This window comes from Aeromonas sp. R6-1, assembly GCF_040908165.1.
GTDB lineage: Bacteria > Pseudomonadota > Gammaproteobacteria > Enterobacterales > Aeromonadaceae > Aeromonas > Aeromonas caviae.
The window spans coordinates 310,506-324,975 of the sequence record NZ_JBFODF010000053.1; the positions used below are offsets into that span (position 1 = coordinate 310,506).

10 protein-coding genes are annotated in these 14,470 nt (G+C 62.8%); 4 read left to right on the forward strand and 6 right to left on the reverse strand.

Features of this window, described 5'->3' with window-relative positions; all coding sequences use genetic code 11:
- Positions 1-76: 76 nt before the first annotated feature.
- From AB5Y68_RS18360 to recN, 5 genes are all read right to left on the reverse strand, one after another.
- Positions 77-1,450, reverse strand: coding sequence for an efflux transporter outer membrane subunit (locus tag AB5Y68_RS18360; RefSeq protein ID WP_039039243.1), 1,374 nt, complete (start codon positions 1,448-1,450; stop codon positions 77-79).
- Complete coding sequence (locus AB5Y68_RS18365; protein WP_039039242.1) at positions 1,447-3,465, reverse strand: MacB family efflux pump subunit; 2,019 nt, start codon at positions 3,463-3,465, stop codon at positions 1,447-1,449. Before AB5Y68_RS18365 ends, AB5Y68_RS18360 begins: the two co-directional genes overlap by 4 nt.
- Positions 3,462-4,625 (reverse strand): efflux RND transporter periplasmic adaptor subunit, encoded by a 1,164-nt coding sequence (locus tag AB5Y68_RS18370; RefSeq protein ID WP_039039241.1) that lies wholly within the window; start codon positions 4,623-4,625, stop codon positions 3,462-3,464. Before AB5Y68_RS18370 ends, AB5Y68_RS18365 begins: the two co-directional genes overlap by 4 nt.
- 194 nt (positions 4,626-4,819) lie before the next feature.
- Positions 4,820-5,260 carry a universal stress protein gene (locus AB5Y68_RS18375; protein WP_039039240.1) on the reverse strand — a complete coding sequence of 147 codons (441 nt, stop codon included), beginning with the start codon at positions 5,258-5,260 and terminating at the stop codon, positions 4,820-4,822.
- Positions 5,261-5,731: 471 nt separating this feature from the next.
- Positions 5,732-7,396 (reverse strand): DNA repair protein RecN, encoded by a 1,665-nt coding sequence (gene recN, locus AB5Y68_RS18380; RefSeq protein ID WP_270825481.1) that lies wholly within the window; start codon positions 7,394-7,396, stop codon positions 5,732-5,734.
- A 306-nt stretch (positions 7,397-7,702) separates the two neighbouring features.
- On the opposite strand from recN, the gene AB5Y68_RS18385 reads away from it, so the two are divergent.
- Complete coding sequence (locus tag AB5Y68_RS18385; protein WP_039039238.1) at positions 7,703-8,860, forward strand: GGDEF domain-containing protein; 1,158 nt, start codon at positions 7,703-7,705, stop codon at positions 8,858-8,860.
- 24 nt (positions 8,861-8,884) lie between these two features.
- Here AB5Y68_RS18385 and nadK read toward each other — a convergent pair whose 3' ends face one another.
- Positions 8,885-9,769: an NAD(+) kinase gene (nadK, locus tag AB5Y68_RS18390; RefSeq protein WP_039039237.1), complete on the reverse strand. Its 885-nt coding sequence runs from the start codon at positions 9,767-9,769 to the stop codon at positions 8,885-8,887.
- A 263-nt stretch (positions 9,770-10,032) separates the two neighbouring features.
- Between nadK and grpE the strand changes: the two genes are divergently transcribed.
- The 3 genes from grpE (at position 10,033) to dnaJ (ending at position 14,227) form a co-directional block, all read left to right on the forward strand.
- Entirely contained in the window at positions 10,033-10,608 is a 576-nt protein-coding gene (gene grpE, locus AB5Y68_RS18395) for a nucleotide exchange factor GrpE (RefSeq protein WP_029314044.1), read from the forward strand.
- Between the two features lie 284 nt (positions 10,609-10,892).
- Positions 10,893-12,821 (forward strand): molecular chaperone DnaK, encoded by a 1,929-nt coding sequence (gene dnaK, locus AB5Y68_RS18400; protein WP_039039236.1) that lies wholly within the window; start codon positions 10,893-10,895, stop codon positions 12,819-12,821.
- 269 nt (positions 12,822-13,090) lie between these two features.
- Positions 13,091-14,227, forward strand: coding sequence for a molecular chaperone DnaJ (gene dnaJ, locus AB5Y68_RS18405; protein ID WP_039039235.1), 1,137 nt, complete (start codon positions 13,091-13,093; stop codon positions 14,225-14,227).
- Positions 14,228-14,470: the final 243 nt, after the last annotated feature.

Below are 14,470 nucleotides of genomic sequence, written 5' to 3' on the forward strand. Positions count from 1 at the left end.
AATTGGTTTGTGGGCAGAATGGGTCGCGATTGACCTCCTCTGGATGTCCATCGCGATACCACACTCTCTGCCTGGGTCAGGTTCGATCGCTTCCCCCCAGCGCCCGATAGATGCCTGCCATGTTGTTGAGCTGGGTCTGCTGCTGTGCCAGCAGGGCGAGCTCGGCATCCCACAGGCGGTTCTGCTCATCCAGCCAGGGTTGCACCCCGGTGGCACCGGCCAGGAAACGGGCGCCTGCCAGCCTCTCGGCCTCCCGGGCATAGGCCCTCTGCTGCTCCAGATAGCGCAGCCGCTGATCCCCTTGCTGACGGGCTGCCAGGCCATCCTCCACTTCCAGCAGCGCGGTATAGAGCTGCTTGCGAAACTCGGTTTCGGCAATCTGGTAGTCGATGTCGGCGCTGGCGATGGAGAGCCGGGTCTTGTTGTACTCGAGGAAAGGGAGCGCCAGCGTGGCGCCCAGGGTGCCGACCGGATTTTGCAGCACCTGGGTCAGGGTATCCGAGGTGGTGCTGGCACCGCCGGTCAGGCTCAGGGTGGGATAAAAGCCGGTGCGGATCTCGTCTCCCCTCGCGAGAGTCTTGCGCAGCCTGAGTTCGGCGGCGCGCACATCGGGCCGCCGGGCCAGCACATCGGCGGGAATGCCGGCCGCCAGGGACGGGATCGGGCCCATTAACAGGGCGTCGGGAGCGTCAGCGAGCGGCCCGCTGCTGCGGCCCAGCAGCAGGCGAAGAGCATTGCCCGCCTGTGCCCGCTGCTGGGTGAGGGTGGCGAGCTCCGCCTGCTTGCCTGCCTTCTGCTGGCTGGCCTGTACCAGATCGAGTCGGGTCACGGCGCCCGCCTCGTATTTGGCGCGGGTCAGGCGTTCAATGCGCTCCAGATTGGCCAGTTGCTGGGTGCCCAGGGTCATGGCCGAGCCGAGGTAGGCCAGTTGCCAGTATTGCTCCAGGGTCTTGCCGATGAGCAGCAACCGGGTGGCGGCCAGATCCTGTTCGCTGGCTTGTGCCTCCCAGCTCGCCTGATCCCTTGCCGCGGCCAGTCTGCCCCAGAGATCCACTTCGTAGCTGAGGTTGAGGGAGGGGCCCAGGTTGCTGCTGGCGCTGCCATCTTTCATGTTCTTGGTGCCGCTGGCCCCGAGATTGGCGCTGACCGAGGGGGTGAGGTTGGTGCCAGCCAGATCGGCGCCGAGCAGGGCATTCTTGAGCTTGAGCCCGGCCACCCGCATGTCCGGGTTGGCGGCCAGCACCGCCTCGACCAGGCGATCGAGTGCGGGATCCTGGAATCCCTGCCACCAGGGGCCAGCCTGCTGCGCGGTGAGACCCCGGCTCTCCTGCTGCCATGCTGGCGCCACGTCGAGATCGGGTCTGTGATAGGTGCTCTGCTGGCTGCAGGCACCGAGGCTGGCGGTGAGCATCAGGCTTAGCCCGAGCCTTGATAGGTTGTGCATCGTCATTCCCTCGCCAGTGCCTCCACCGGATCGAGCCTGGCCGCATTGCGGGCGGGCAGGTAACCAAACAGGATCCCGATGAGGGAGGAGCACCCGAAGGCCATCAGGATGGAGAAGAGCGAGAAGCGCATCTGGAAGCTTTCCACGAGCAGGGAGAAGAGAGCGCCGATGAGCAGGGCGAGGCCGATACCGAGCAGCCCCCCCAGCAGGCTGACCATCACCGCCTCGATGAGGAACTGTTGCAGTATGTCGGACTGGCGGGCGCCGACGGCGATGCGGATCCCTATCTCCCGGGTGCGCTCCACCACCGAGACCAGCATGATGTTCATCACTCCGACGCCGCCGACGATGAGGGAGATCACCGCGATGGCGGAGACCAGCAGTGTCAGGGTAGCGGTGGTCTTCTCCACCGATTTGACGATGCTGTCGCTGCTGAAGGTGAAGAAGTCCTTCACGCCGTGGCGCTGGGTCAGCAGGGCGACTGCCGCCTGCTCGGCCAGGGCGGGCTGGACGCCGTCTTTGACCCGGATGGTGATCTGGGTGAAGTGCTGCTGGGAGAGGAGACGGCTCATGACGGCGCTGTAGGGGAGCCAGACATTGACCGACTGGCTGCTGCGGCCAAAGCCGGTCTCCTGGGTGACCACCCCCACGATGCGCACCGGCAGGGTGCCGACCAGCACCACCTGGCCGACCGGGTCCACCTTGCCGAGCAGGCTCTCTATGGTCTTGCCATCCACCACGGCGACTGCCGTCCGGTTTCGAATGTCCCGCTCATCGAGCAGGCGCCCCTGGGTGAGCGTCATCCCCTTGACCCGGAAAAAGTCGTTGCCGACCCCGATCACGCTGCCGCTGCTGGTCTTGTTGCGATAGCGAAGCTGGCCGGACGTCGCTATCTGGGGGCTGGCCCCCTCCAGATAGGGCTGGCCGAGCAGCGCGTCGAGATCCCGCTCGTTCAGGGTCTGGATGCTGGCGGCCTTCTCGTCTCCCCAGTCCTTGCCGGGGAAGATGTCGATGGTGTTGGTGCCCATGGCGTTGATGTCGTCGATCACCTTGGCGCGCGCCCCCTGACCCAGCGCCACCACGCTGACCACGGCGGCGATGCCGATGATGATGCCGAGCATGGTGAGGAAGGTGCGCATGCGATGGGCCAGCATGGCGTGCAGGGCCATGCGCCCCGCCTCCCGGTAGCGATCCCAGCCCCGGCTTGCGGTGCGGACGGCGGCGCCTGTGCCCTGTGCATCTTGCCCGACAGAGGGAGGGGCCAGCTGGCTGCCGTCACCTGGCTGCGGGTGGGCCGGCGTCCCGGATAGGGAGGCTGCGTTGTCATCGGTCGCCCGATGGCCGCTGTCCTCCACTACCCGCCCGTCACACAGGGTGATGATGCGATCCGCATGGCTTGCCACCGCCATGTCGTGGGTCACCAGAATGATGGTGTGGCCCTGGGCGTGCAGCTCCTTGAGGATGGCCATCACCTCCTTGCCGCTCTGGCTGTCGAGAGCGCCGGTGGGTTCGTCCGCCAGGATCACCTCGCCGCCGTTGGCGAGCGCCCGGGCAATACTGACCCGCTGCTGCTGACCGCCGGAGAGCTGGCCGGGTCTGTGGTGGCTGCGATCCTGCAGTCCCAGGCGGGTCAGCAAGGAGCGGGCACGGGCCTGGCGATCAAGGCGGGCGGTGCCGGCATAGATGGCGGGGATCTCCACGTTGGCGGCCGCATCCAGATGGGGCAGCAGGTGATAGCGCTGGAAGATGAAGCCGAAGTGGTGGCAGCGCAGCCGTGCCAGGGAGAGGGCATCCAGGGTCGCGGTGTCCTGGCCGCGAAACAGATACTGGCCGCCGCTCGGGCGATCTAGGCAGCCCAGCAGGTTCATCAGGGTCGATTTGCCGGAGCCGGAGGCGCCGACGATGGCCACCATCTCCCCGGCATCGATGGCGAGATCCAGCGGGTGCAGCACGGTCACTTCGTGCTCTCCGCTCTGGTAGCGCCGCTCGATACCCTTGAGACGGATCAGGGGCTCGCTCACGGCTCCATCTCCCCTTCATCGTGCAGGGCCGGTTTGCCCTGCTCCAGGATCACCTTATCCTGCTCGGTCAGGCCGCTCACCACCTCAATCTTGATGTCATCCTTCATGCCGGTCTTGATGCGGCGGGTCTCTCTCTGGTCCCCCTCCTTGAGCAGGCTGACCTCGTACTCGTTGTCGCCAGTCTTCTTGCCGAGGGCGGTCTGGGGAATGGCCAGTACCTGCTTGCGCTCGCCGAGCACGATGGTGACCTGGGTCGTCATGGCGACCCTCAACTGATGGCCGGGGTTGGGCACATCGAACAGGGCATAGTAGTAGATGGCCGCATTGCTGGTGGCCGTGGTGCTGGCCGTCTGCTCATTGATGTTGGTGGGGGCCAGCTCGACCGTGCGAAGGGTACCGTGGTAGCGAGTATCCGGATCCCCTATCAGGGTGAAATAGACCGGCATGCCCGCCTTGACACGGGTGACGTCCGCTTCGGAGATCTGGGCCTTGACCGTCATGGTGTCGAGATTGGCGAGCTTGAGCAGGGTCGGTACCGTCTGGCTGGCGGCCAGGGTCTGCCCCTGCCGGGTGACGATGGAGACGACGGTGCCATCCATGGGGGCCTGAATGCGGTTGTAGCCGAGCTCCGTCTTGGCGCGTTCCACCTTGATGATGGCGTTGTCGATGTCGGCCTGGGCGCTTTGCAGCTCGGCCCGGGTGACGGCAAGCTGGGCTTCGGCGCTCTCCAGATCCGCACGAGAGCTCGCTTCCTGCCGAAACATCTGCTGCTGGCGGCGCCAGGCAAGCTCGTTCTGTTTGAGCTGTGCCTGCTTGATCTTGAGCTGGGCGCGGCGGCTGGCCAGCTCAGCCTCGGCGGTCTTGAGGTTGTTCTGGGCGATCAGGGGATCGATCTCCGCCAGCAGCTCTCCTTGTTTGACCTGTTGACCCGCTTCCACCGCGAGATAGGTGACCTGACCCGAGACCTGGGCCCCCACATCCACCTGCTCGATGGCCTGCAGTACGCCACTTGCGAGCACCGTCTGCTCCACATCCTGTCGGGTAACCGTTGCGGTCAGTACCGGGTCCGGTGTGTTGCCCGGCCAGGCCAGCCAGGTGACGAGAGGGATCAGCACAAGGGCGAGCAGGGCGAGCTTGCCGGGTTTTCTAAGAGCTTTCATTTATCACCTGAACGAAACGAGCGAAGGCGTGCAAGGGCCATATCGTGCAGCAAATGGCCCTCAAAAAGAAGCGAGCAATGTGTAAGAAATCGTGTGGTTCTGGCGGTGACGCAGTGGAGGAGGTCAAGCTGGGGGAGGGTGACGGCGGGGCGTCAGAAACAAGAAGACCCGCTCAGGGAGCGGGTCTTGTGGTGTCAACCGACGGCTTTGAGCAAGGCGGCGTGAGGCTCGTGGCAGATCTGGATATCGAGGGGCAGTTTGTAGAGGAGCAGACGGGCCAGCGAGCCCTCCATCCAGTGATGACGGCTGCCGACCAGCAAGAGGTCGGCGGGGTGGGCGGCCAGCCAGCGCTGGAGATCCGGTACCACGTCATCCACCACCAGGCACTGGTAATCCACCGGATGAGACAGCTGGGTGATGAGTTCACTGATGATCGCCTTGGCATCCAGGGTGCCCTGGGGGCTGCGCTCCTCTTGTGACAGGGACAGACTATTGCGACGGGTCTTGCTGCTGTGGGTCAGGTGCAACAAGGTCAGGTTGGCGCCCAGCCCTTGTGCCAGACGGCTCGCCTTGGCCAGTGTCTCCTGCTCGTAATCCTTGCCTTCCAGCAACAGCACAATATTGGTCGGGCTCATAAGCAGTTCTCCTTGGCAGGTGCGGGTCAGACGGCGGAAGCGCGCTCCCATCCCCCTTTCCCGCGAAATGTCAGCTCAAACGAACCCGGTGTGTTTGCATCAAGCGTCACCTTCTGTCGATGGCAACTGAAGGTACCGAGTCCGTTTACATCATCATAACAGACTGAGTTGAATGGAAAATGAAGGAGTGGGTCCGTTCGATATGTGAATGAGTGCAACGAAGATGAGTGGCGTTCTGACCATGGCGATGGAAACCCGACTGGGTGATGACCAGGCTGACAGGCTCAGACTGAGCATCAAGACACGTGCCGCGGATTAGCCAGGGCCGCCCCTCGTTCTTGCTTGCGGTTCACGGCATCGGTCAACCAAGCCCGCGCCGTCGGCAAGAGGCTTCAACTGGCCACCGCGATGATGACTCGGTCAATCTGAAAGGGCCGACATGGACGGGAGGGCATCCCGTCCGCCCCGTGGTCAGCTTGCGAGCAACTCACGGGCGTTGGCCAGGGTGTTGTCGGTGATCTGATCGCCCCCCAACAGGCGGGCCAGTTCGTTGAGCCGGGCGCCCTGGGTGAGCGCCTGCATCTGGGTTTCCGTTGTCTTGCCGTCGGTGTGTTTGCTCACCACCATGTGCTGGTGACCCTTGCCTGCCACCTGGGGCAGGTGGGTGACCACCATCACCTGGGTGGATTCGCCGAGCTGGCGCAACAGGCGGCCCACCACGGCGGCGGTCGGGCCGCTGATCCCCACATCCACTTCGTCGAAGATAAGGGTCGGGGTTGAGATCTTGCGTGCACTGATCACCACGATGGCGAGGCTGATACGCGACAGCTCGCCGCCGGAAGCCACCTTGCCAAGGGGTTGGATGGGCTGACCCGGGTTGGTGGTGACCATGAACTCCACCCGATCGATGCCAAGGGGCGAGAGGCTGCTCTGGGCATCGGGTCGCACCTCGATGGCGAAGCGGCCATCGGGCATCGCCAGTTCGTGCATGCTGGCGCTTACCTTGGCGCCCAGCTCCTCGGCATAGCGCTGGCGGCTCTGGCTCAGGGCCTCGGCGGCCTGCACGAAGGCCTGGCGGGCCGAGGCCAGCTCGTCTTCCATCCCCTCGAGTCGCTCTTCGTCGGAGTGCAGGCGTGCGAGGTCGCTGGCCAGCTCCTGATGGTAGTGGGCCAGCTCCGCCGGTTTGACATGGTGCTTGCGTGCCAGGTTGATGGCCTTGGAGAGGCGGCTCTCCAGCTCGTTGAAGCGCTCTGGATCCAGTTCCAGCCGGTCGAGATAGCTGCGCAGCTCGCTGTGGCTCTCCTGTACGCCGATCAGGGCTTCGTTGAGCATGCCGAGCACGTTGCCAAGCCGGCTGTCCATGCCGACCAGGGTCTCGGCTCTGTCCACCGCCGTCTGCAGCAGACCGGCGATGGTGGTCTCTTCATTGTCATAGAGCAGATCGAGGCAATACCCGCACTCCTGCATCAGCTCGGTGCCATTGGCGAGCCGCTGATGCTCCTCTTCAATCTCTTCAAACTCTCCCGGCTGAAGGGCAAATTCGTCCAGCTCCTGCACCTGGTATTCGATGAGTTGACGGCGGGCTTCCCGCTGCTGCTGCTCGGCCTTGAGCCGGTTGAGCTCGTTTTGCAACTGGCGCCACTGCTGGTAGTGGCGGCGCACATCGTCGAGGAGCAGATGATGACCGGCGTAGCCGTCCAGCAGGGCGAGCTGGTAATCGGGTTTGAGCAGCATCTGGTGAGCGTGCTGACCGTGGACGTTGACCAGCAGTTGACCCAGGTTCCTGAGCTGGGCGAGGGGGACGGGAACCCCGTTGATATAGCTGCGAGAGCGCCCCTCGGCGGACAATACCCGCCGGACGATGCACTCACCGTCATTTTCAAGCTCGTTGGTGGCGAGCCAGGCCCGGGCGGCAGGATTACCCTCCAGCAGGAAGCGGGCACTCACCTCGGTCTTGTCGCTGCCCGGGCGCACCATGCTGGCTTCGGCGCGCTCCCCCAGGCACAGCCCCAGAGCATCGATGGCGATGGATTTACCCGCCCCGGTCTCCCCGGTGATGCAGGTCATCCCCGGTTGCAGATCGAGCTCGAGAAACTTGACGATGGCGAAGTTGTTGACGGTCAGCTGGGTCAGCATGGTCTCATCCTGTATGGGTCAACATTACTGTGTATGCATCCAGTATATACTGGTCTTATATACAGTAAAGTGGGCAGGGAGGATTTTTGCGAAACAGGGGGAGGGCAAGGATGTCAAGGCCGCGGCATGGGTGTGACGCCGATCAGATGGCCTGCAAAATCAACCTGCGTACCTGGCATGGGCTGAGGCGATGCGAGAAGCCACCTCGAGGGGCTCTCTTGTGGTGAGTGGCTGGCTGAGACACACTCGAAACAGTCCTGGTTGAGCCTGGGCTGTGTACAGACCTCTTCGCAAGGATGCGTCAAGATGATCCATACCCCGACCCTGCTGCTGATCTCCCTGGCAATCAACCTGATGTCGGGGCTGATCATGCTGTTCATCCACTCCCTGAAGCCGGGTCGAGGCAACTTTCTGTACTGGTCCCTCTCCGCTTTTCTCTTCTCCCTCTCCATCCTGCTGCTCAGTCTGGGGGTATTGGGAGGGTATCCGGCGCTGGGCATCCGGGTCGGCGGCCTGGTCTCGCTCATGAGCATCCTGCTGTTGCTCGCCGGTTTTTGTGCGCTTTACGAGCGCGCATGGCATCCCCGTGCCGTGGGGGGAGGCGTGGCGGTGTTGCTGCTGCTCTATCTGGGATTGTCCAGCCTCGCCCCCGTGCGCATTGTGCTGGCACTGATGGAGTCGATGTTGTACCTGTGGTGCGCCTGCCTCATCGTCTCTCTCGGCCGGCAACAGAAGCGGGTGCTCCATGCGGTGGTGCTTATTTACCTGCTGCATTTCACCATCCTGCTGAGCCAGGGGGGGCTGCTCTTGCTGGGAGTCGAAGAGCGGATGGGGGACGGAGGCTGGCTCGATCTCATCTTCTTCATGCACATGGTGCTGACCATCGGCTCGGTGTTGCTGCTGCCTCTGGTGGCCTATGTGGAGACGGAGGAGGCATTGCTGGCGCTCTCGGAGCGGGATCCCCTCACCGGGGTGCTTAATCGGCGCGGCCTCTTCAGGCAGGGAGAGGGGGCTACGCCTGGCCAGACGCGCTGCGTGGTGGTCCTGGACATCGATCACTTCAAGCGGGTCAACGACCAGTTTGGTCACGGCTGCGGGGATGAGGTCATTCGCTATGTGGCCGGGGTGCTGGTGGCCGAGGTACGCAAGGATGATCTGGTGGGGCGCATCGGTGGCGAGGAGTTCGCCATCATCATGGGGGGCGTGAGCGGCCAGATGGCCCGCGACATCTGTGACCGGATCCGCCGCCAGATAGAGACGGGCTCCCGGCAGGGGGCCTGCCTGCCGTGCGAGGGGGTTACGGTGAGCATGGGGGTCGTGTGCGCCAGTGCCGAGGCTGACCTGGCACTGATGCTGACCAAAGCCGATGCTGCCATGTACCGGGTGAAGGAAGCGGGGAGAAACGGGGTGCATCTGGCATTCGAGCCGGCACCGCCTCGGCTGGTCGAAAGCAGCGAGGGGTAGACCCTCGCCACCGGTGTTGCCTGGCTAGAAGAGCTTGCTGCCCCAACCGAGCTTGTTGCGCAGCACGTGGAAGTAGCTGTAATCCAGCGGATGCACCAGATGCAGCTTGTGGCTGCTCTTCTTGATAAGGATCTCGTCCCCCGGGTGGACCGCCAGGGTGACCTGGCCGTCGCAGCTCACTTGCATGGCGTCGTCCTGGTTGTCCGGCGAGACCAGCAGCCGCACTTCGCTGTCCGCATCCAGCACGATGGGGCGGCTGCTCAGGGTGTGCGGGAACATGGGCACCAGCGTGATGGCGTTGAGTTTGGGGGTGAGAATGGCGCCCCCTGCCGACAGGGAGTAGGCGGTGGAGCCGGTGGGTGTCGCCACTATGATGCCGTCCGAGCGCTGGCTGTACATGAAGCTGCCGTCGATGTAGACCTCGAATTCGATCATATGGGCGATCTTGCCCGGGTGAAGCACCGCCTCGTTGACCGCGAGGTTGCTCGACTTGCGCTCCCCGTGGCGATAGACGGCGGCCTCCAGCAGGAAGCGCTGCTCGCTCTTGAAGTGACCCGAGAGCACCTGCTCCAGGGGCAGCAGATAATCCTGGGGCGAGAGATCGGTCAGGAAGCCGAGGTTGCCCCGGTTCACCCCGATCACCGCCACATCGAACCGTGACAGCACCCGGGCGGCCCCCAGCATGTTGCCGTCACCGCCGACGACGATGGCGAGATCCGCCTGCTCGCCGAGTTGCACCAGATCCATCACGTTCTCCCCGAGCAGCCCCAGGGTATGGGCCACCCGGCTCTCCAGCAGCACACGAAAGCCGCGGCTGGTCAGGTACTGATACAGGCCGGTCAGGGTCTGGTTGGCCCCCTCGTGATGGGGCTTGCCGATGAGGGCAACGGTTTTGAACGGAGAATCCATAGGTTATCGGGTCTGGGAGAGTCTTGGGGGGAGTATACCGCGCTTTGCCGGGGATTTGTCTGCCTCCGTGGCGGTTGGTGCAATCGGCCCCGAAAAGGGGCTGCCTGGCACGCGGATGGGCGCCATTGTGCCCGATCTGCCCTTTTCCCCTTGAAAGCCGGGGCTGTGTCCCCATAATAGCGCCAACACAGGGTCTGCTGGCGCGTGTCGCTTGTCTGAACGCCAGCCACCCTCACACGCAACCCCTGAATATTGGAGATGTCATGAGCCACGAAGAACAAAAGGTTGAAGCGATGGAGCAAGTGGAAGCCCAGCCAGTCGAGCCGACCGATGTAGACAGTGAAGTGACAGCCGAGCAGGCCCGCATCGCCGAGCTGGAGGCCCAGCTGGAGGCGGCCCAGCAGGCCTCCCTGGAAGAGCGCGAGCGCGCCATTCGCGCCGTCGCCGAGATGGAGAACCTGCGTCGCCGTGCCGCTCAGGACGTGGAGAAAGCCCACAAGTTTGCACTAGAGAAGTTCGCCGCAGAGCTCTTGCCGGTGCTGGACAACCTGGAGCGCGCCATCGAGCTGGCGGACAAGGAGAACGACACCCTCAAGCCGATGATTGAAGGGGTCGAGCTGACCCTGAAATCCATGCAGAGCGGCGTGGCCAAGTTTGGCCTGGTGGCGCTGGACCCGACCAACCAGCCGTTCGACCCCAATGCCCACCAGGCCATGAGCATGGTGCCCAGTGCCGACGTGGCGCCGAACACCGTGATCGCCGTGATGCAGAAGGGCTACGAGCTCAACGGCCGCGTCATCCGCCCGGCCATGGTGATGGTCTCCAAGTCCGCTGACTGATCACGCTGTTCTCACCAAGCCCGCCGCTTGGCGGGCTTTTTGTTGGATGTGGCGCCAAAAAAACGTGTCTGGCGTCATTTGGCTGTCAGGTGGCCTGTATGCAGGTTTTTTCAGGGCCGGACTTGAAGCGCCGACTTGAGACCCCATATAGGTTGCAAGGCCACGGCGGCACAAAAAATTTGATGCCGGGAGCTTGAAAGCCACAGTGGCAGGCCCCACCTAGCCGTTAACGTATCAAGGCGAGCCCCTCGCCAGTTTATTCAAAGTATTTGGAGATTCGTCAAATGGGTAAAATCATCGGTATTGACCTGGGTACTACCAACTCCTGCGTCGCTATTCTGGATGGCGACCATGCTCGCGTGATCGAGAACGCGGAAGGCGACCGTACTACTCCGTCCATCATTGCCTATGCCGATGACGGCGAAATCCTGGTTGGTCAGCCGGCCAAGCGCCAAGCCATCACCAACCCGAAGAACACGCTGTTCGCCATCAAGCGTCTGATCGGCCGTCGTTTCGAAGATGACGAAGTACAACGTGACCTGAAAATCATGCCGTACGCCATCGCCAAGGCCGACAACGGTGACGCCTGGGTTGAAGTGAAAGGCAAGAAGATGGCACCGCCGCAGATCTCTGCCGAAGTGCTGAAAAAGATGAAGAAGACCGCCGAGGACTACCTGGGCGAGCCGGTGACCGAAGCCGTCATCACCGTACCGGCCTACTTCAACGACGCTCAGCGTCAGGCCACCAAGGATGCCGGTCGCATCGCCGGTCTGGACGTCAAGCGCATCATCAACGAGCCGACTGCGGCTGCGTTTGCCTATGGCGTCAACAAGGTCAAGGGCGAGCGCAAGGTTGCTGTATATGACCTGGGTGGCGGTACCTTCGATATCTCCATCATCGAGATCGACGAAGTCGAAGGGGAAACCACCTTCGAAGTACTGGCGACCAATGGTAACACCCACCTGGGTGGTGAAGACTTCGACAACCGCGTCATCAACTACCTGGTTGACGAGTTCAAGCGCGAGCAGGGCATTGACCTGCGCAACGACCAGCTGGCTCTGCAGCGTCTGAAAGACGCCGCCGAAAAAGCCAAGATCGAGCTCTCTTCTGCCCAGCAGACCGACGTCAACCTGCCGTACATCACAGCAGATGCCACCGGTCCGAAGCACATGAACATCAAGGTGACCCGCGCCAAGCTGGAATCCCTGGTGGAAGACATGGTGAAAGACTCCCTGGAGCCGGTTCGTGTCGCCCTGAAAGACTCCGGTCTGGCCGTTGGCGAGATCGACGACGTCATCCTGGTGGGCGGTCAGACCCGTATGCCGCTGGTTCAGAAGACCGTGGCCGACTTCTTCGGCAAAGAGCCGCGCAAAGACGTCAACCCGGACGAAGCCGTGGCCATGGGTGCTGCCATCCAGGGTGCCGTACTGTCCGGTGACAAGACCGACGTACTGCTGCTGGACGTGACTCCGCTCTCCCTGGGGATCGAGACCATGGGCAGCGTGATGACCGCGCTCATCGAGAAGAACACCACCATTCCGACCAAGAAGTCCCAGGTGTTCTCCACCGCCGAAGACAACCAGTCTGCCGTGACCATTCACGTGCTGCAGGGTGAGCGCAAGCGCGCCAGCGACAACAAGTCCCTGGGCCAGTTCAACCTGGAAGGCATCCGCCCGGCACCGCGCGGTCTGCCGCAGATCGAAGTGACCTTCGACATCGACGCCAACGGCATCCTGCACGTCTCCGCGAAAGACAAGGAGACCAACAAGGAGCAGAAGATCACCATCCAGGCCTCTTCCGGTCTGTCTGATGACGAGATCGAACGCATGGTACGCGAAGCCGAAGCCAACGCGGCCGAGGACAAGAAGTTCGAAGAGCTGGTGCAGGCCCGCAACCAGGCTGACGGTCTGGTCCACTCCGTGCGCAAGCAGGTCACCGAAGCCGGTGAAGCCCTGCCTGCCGACGAGAAGACCAAGATTGAGACTGCCCTGAGCGAGCTGGAATCCGCCATCAAGGGTGACGACAAGGCTGCCATCGAAGCCAAACAGCAGGCTCTGCTGGAAGCGTCCCAGAAGCTGATGGAAATTGCCCAGCAGCAGGCTCAGGCGCAAGACGCCGCCGGTGCTGACGCCGGTCAGTCCTCCTCTTCTGCCAAGGCTGACGACGACGTGGTCGACGCCGAGTTCGAAGAAGTGAAAGACGACAAGAAGTAAGCCCGACCCGGATGGGCGAAGTCCGCTTCGCCCATCGGCTCAGAATCTGTTCACGGTCTGTCGCGAGAGGCCGTCAGCAAGGTAAAGAGCAGCGCAGGAACCGGAGTGTATGTGAATACATGAGCACTCTTGGTTACAAACAAGCGAGCTGCACATGAGCCTTGATCACGGCTTCGTAGTAAGAGTGTGAGCAGATTCGTCAATGAATTTACGGGCGTTGGGTAACCAACGCCCGTCTGCGTAACTGCTGATATAGCAACAGGATGAGTATGTCGAAGCGCGATTTCTACGAAGTGCTCGGGGTGTCGAAAGGTGCCGACGAGCGCGAGATCAAGAAGGCGTACAAGCGTCTGGCCATGAAGTATCACCCGGATCGCAACCAGGGTGATGCCGGGGCTGAAGAGAAGTTCAAAGAGGTCAAGGAAGCCTACGAGGTCCTGACCGACGAGAACCTGCGTGCCCGTTATGACCAGTACGGTCATGCCGGGGTGGATCCGAGCCAGGGTGGCGGCCACGGCGGCTTTGGCGGTGGTGCCGATTTCGGCGATATCTTCGGCGATGTGTTTGGCGACATCTTCGGTGGTCGCGGGGGCGGTCGTCGCGGCCCGGCCCGTGGCTCCGACCTGCGCTACAACATGGAGCTGACGCTGGAAGAGGCGGTGCGCGGGGTCTCCAAGGAGATCAAGATCCCGACCCAGGTCCACTGCGAAGTGTGCAACGGCTCCGGTGCCCATACCGGAAGCCAGGCCCAGACCTGCCCCACCTGCCACGGCTCCGGCCAGGTGCAGATGCGCCAGGGCTTCTTCGCGGTGCAGCAGCCCTGCCCCCACTGTCACGGTCGCGGCAAGATCATCAAGGATCCGTGCCGCAAGTGCCATGGGGAAGGGCGTTACCAGAAGACCAAGACCCTGTCGGTCAAGATCCCGGCCGGGGTCGATACCGGGGATCGCATCCGTCTCTCCGGCGAAGGGGAAGCGGGGGAAACCGGCGCATCGGCGGGGGATCTCTACGTACAGGTTCATGTGCGCGAGCACGAGATCTTCGTCCGTGACGGCAACGACCTCTACTGCGAAGTGCCCATCAGCTTCACCACGGCGGCGCTCGGCGGGGAGATTGAAGTGCCGACCCTGGATGGTCGGGTCAAGCTCAAGGTGACCCCGGAGACCCAGACCGGCAAGCTGTTCCGCCTGCGGGGCAAGGGCGTCAAGTCCGTGCGCTCCGGCCAGGTGGGGGATCTGATGTGCAAGGTGGTGATCGAGACTCCGGTCAAGCTGACCGAGACCCAGAAAGATCTGCTGCGCCAGCTGGACGACTCCTTCAGCGGCGCCGCTGCCAAGACCCACAAGCCGAAATCCGAAGGCTTCTTCGAAGGGGTGAAACGCTTCTTCGACGACCTGACCAAATAAACGCGACCCGCGTTACCCAAGCCGGCACGGATGTGCCGGCTTTTTTTTGCCCGCCATCTGGCCTGGATCCCCCCTTATTGAGTGGATCCCGATGAGGGATCCTCCTCACAACTTCCACCAATTCCCCCTGTACAAATGTTATCCCGCTCACACTCCTGCTGAAACGGTTTAGCTAGCATATTGAGTCAGCTAAAGCGGTTTAGCTATCCTCGGCTCGTCAACAACAACAGAGCCCGGACGGGC

Coding starts and splice junctions, on each gene's coding strand:
- AB5Y68_RS18360 (WP_039039243.1), bottom strand. CDS start 1,450: ATGACGATGCACAACCTATCAAGGCTCGGGCTAAGCCTGATGCTCACC.
- AB5Y68_RS18370 (WP_039039241.1), bottom strand. CDS start 4,625: ATGAAAGCTCTTAGAAAACCCGGCAAGCTCGCCCTGCTCGCCCTTGTG.
- AB5Y68_RS18375 (WP_039039240.1), bottom strand. CDS start 5,260: ATGAGCCCGACCAATATTGTGCTGTTGCTGGAAGGCAAGGATTACGAG.
- recN (WP_270825481.1), bottom strand. CDS start 7,396: ATGCTGACCCAGCTGACCGTCAACAACTTCGCCATCGTCAAGTTTCTC.
- AB5Y68_RS18385 (WP_039039238.1), top strand. CDS start 7,703: ATGATCCATACCCCGACCCTGCTGCTGATCTCCCTGGCAATCAACCTG.
- nadK (WP_039039237.1), bottom strand. CDS start 9,769: ATGGATTCTCCGTTCAAAACCGTTGCCCTCATCGGCAAGCCCCATCAC.
- grpE (WP_029314044.1), top strand. CDS start 10,033: ATGAGCCACGAAGAACAAAAGGTTGAAGCGATGGAGCAAGTGGAAGCC.
- dnaK (WP_039039236.1), top strand. CDS start 10,893: ATGGGTAAAATCATCGGTATTGACCTGGGTACTACCAACTCCTGCGTC.
- dnaJ (WP_039039235.1), top strand. CDS start 13,091: ATGTCGAAGCGCGATTTCTACGAAGTGCTCGGGGTGTCGAAAGGTGCC.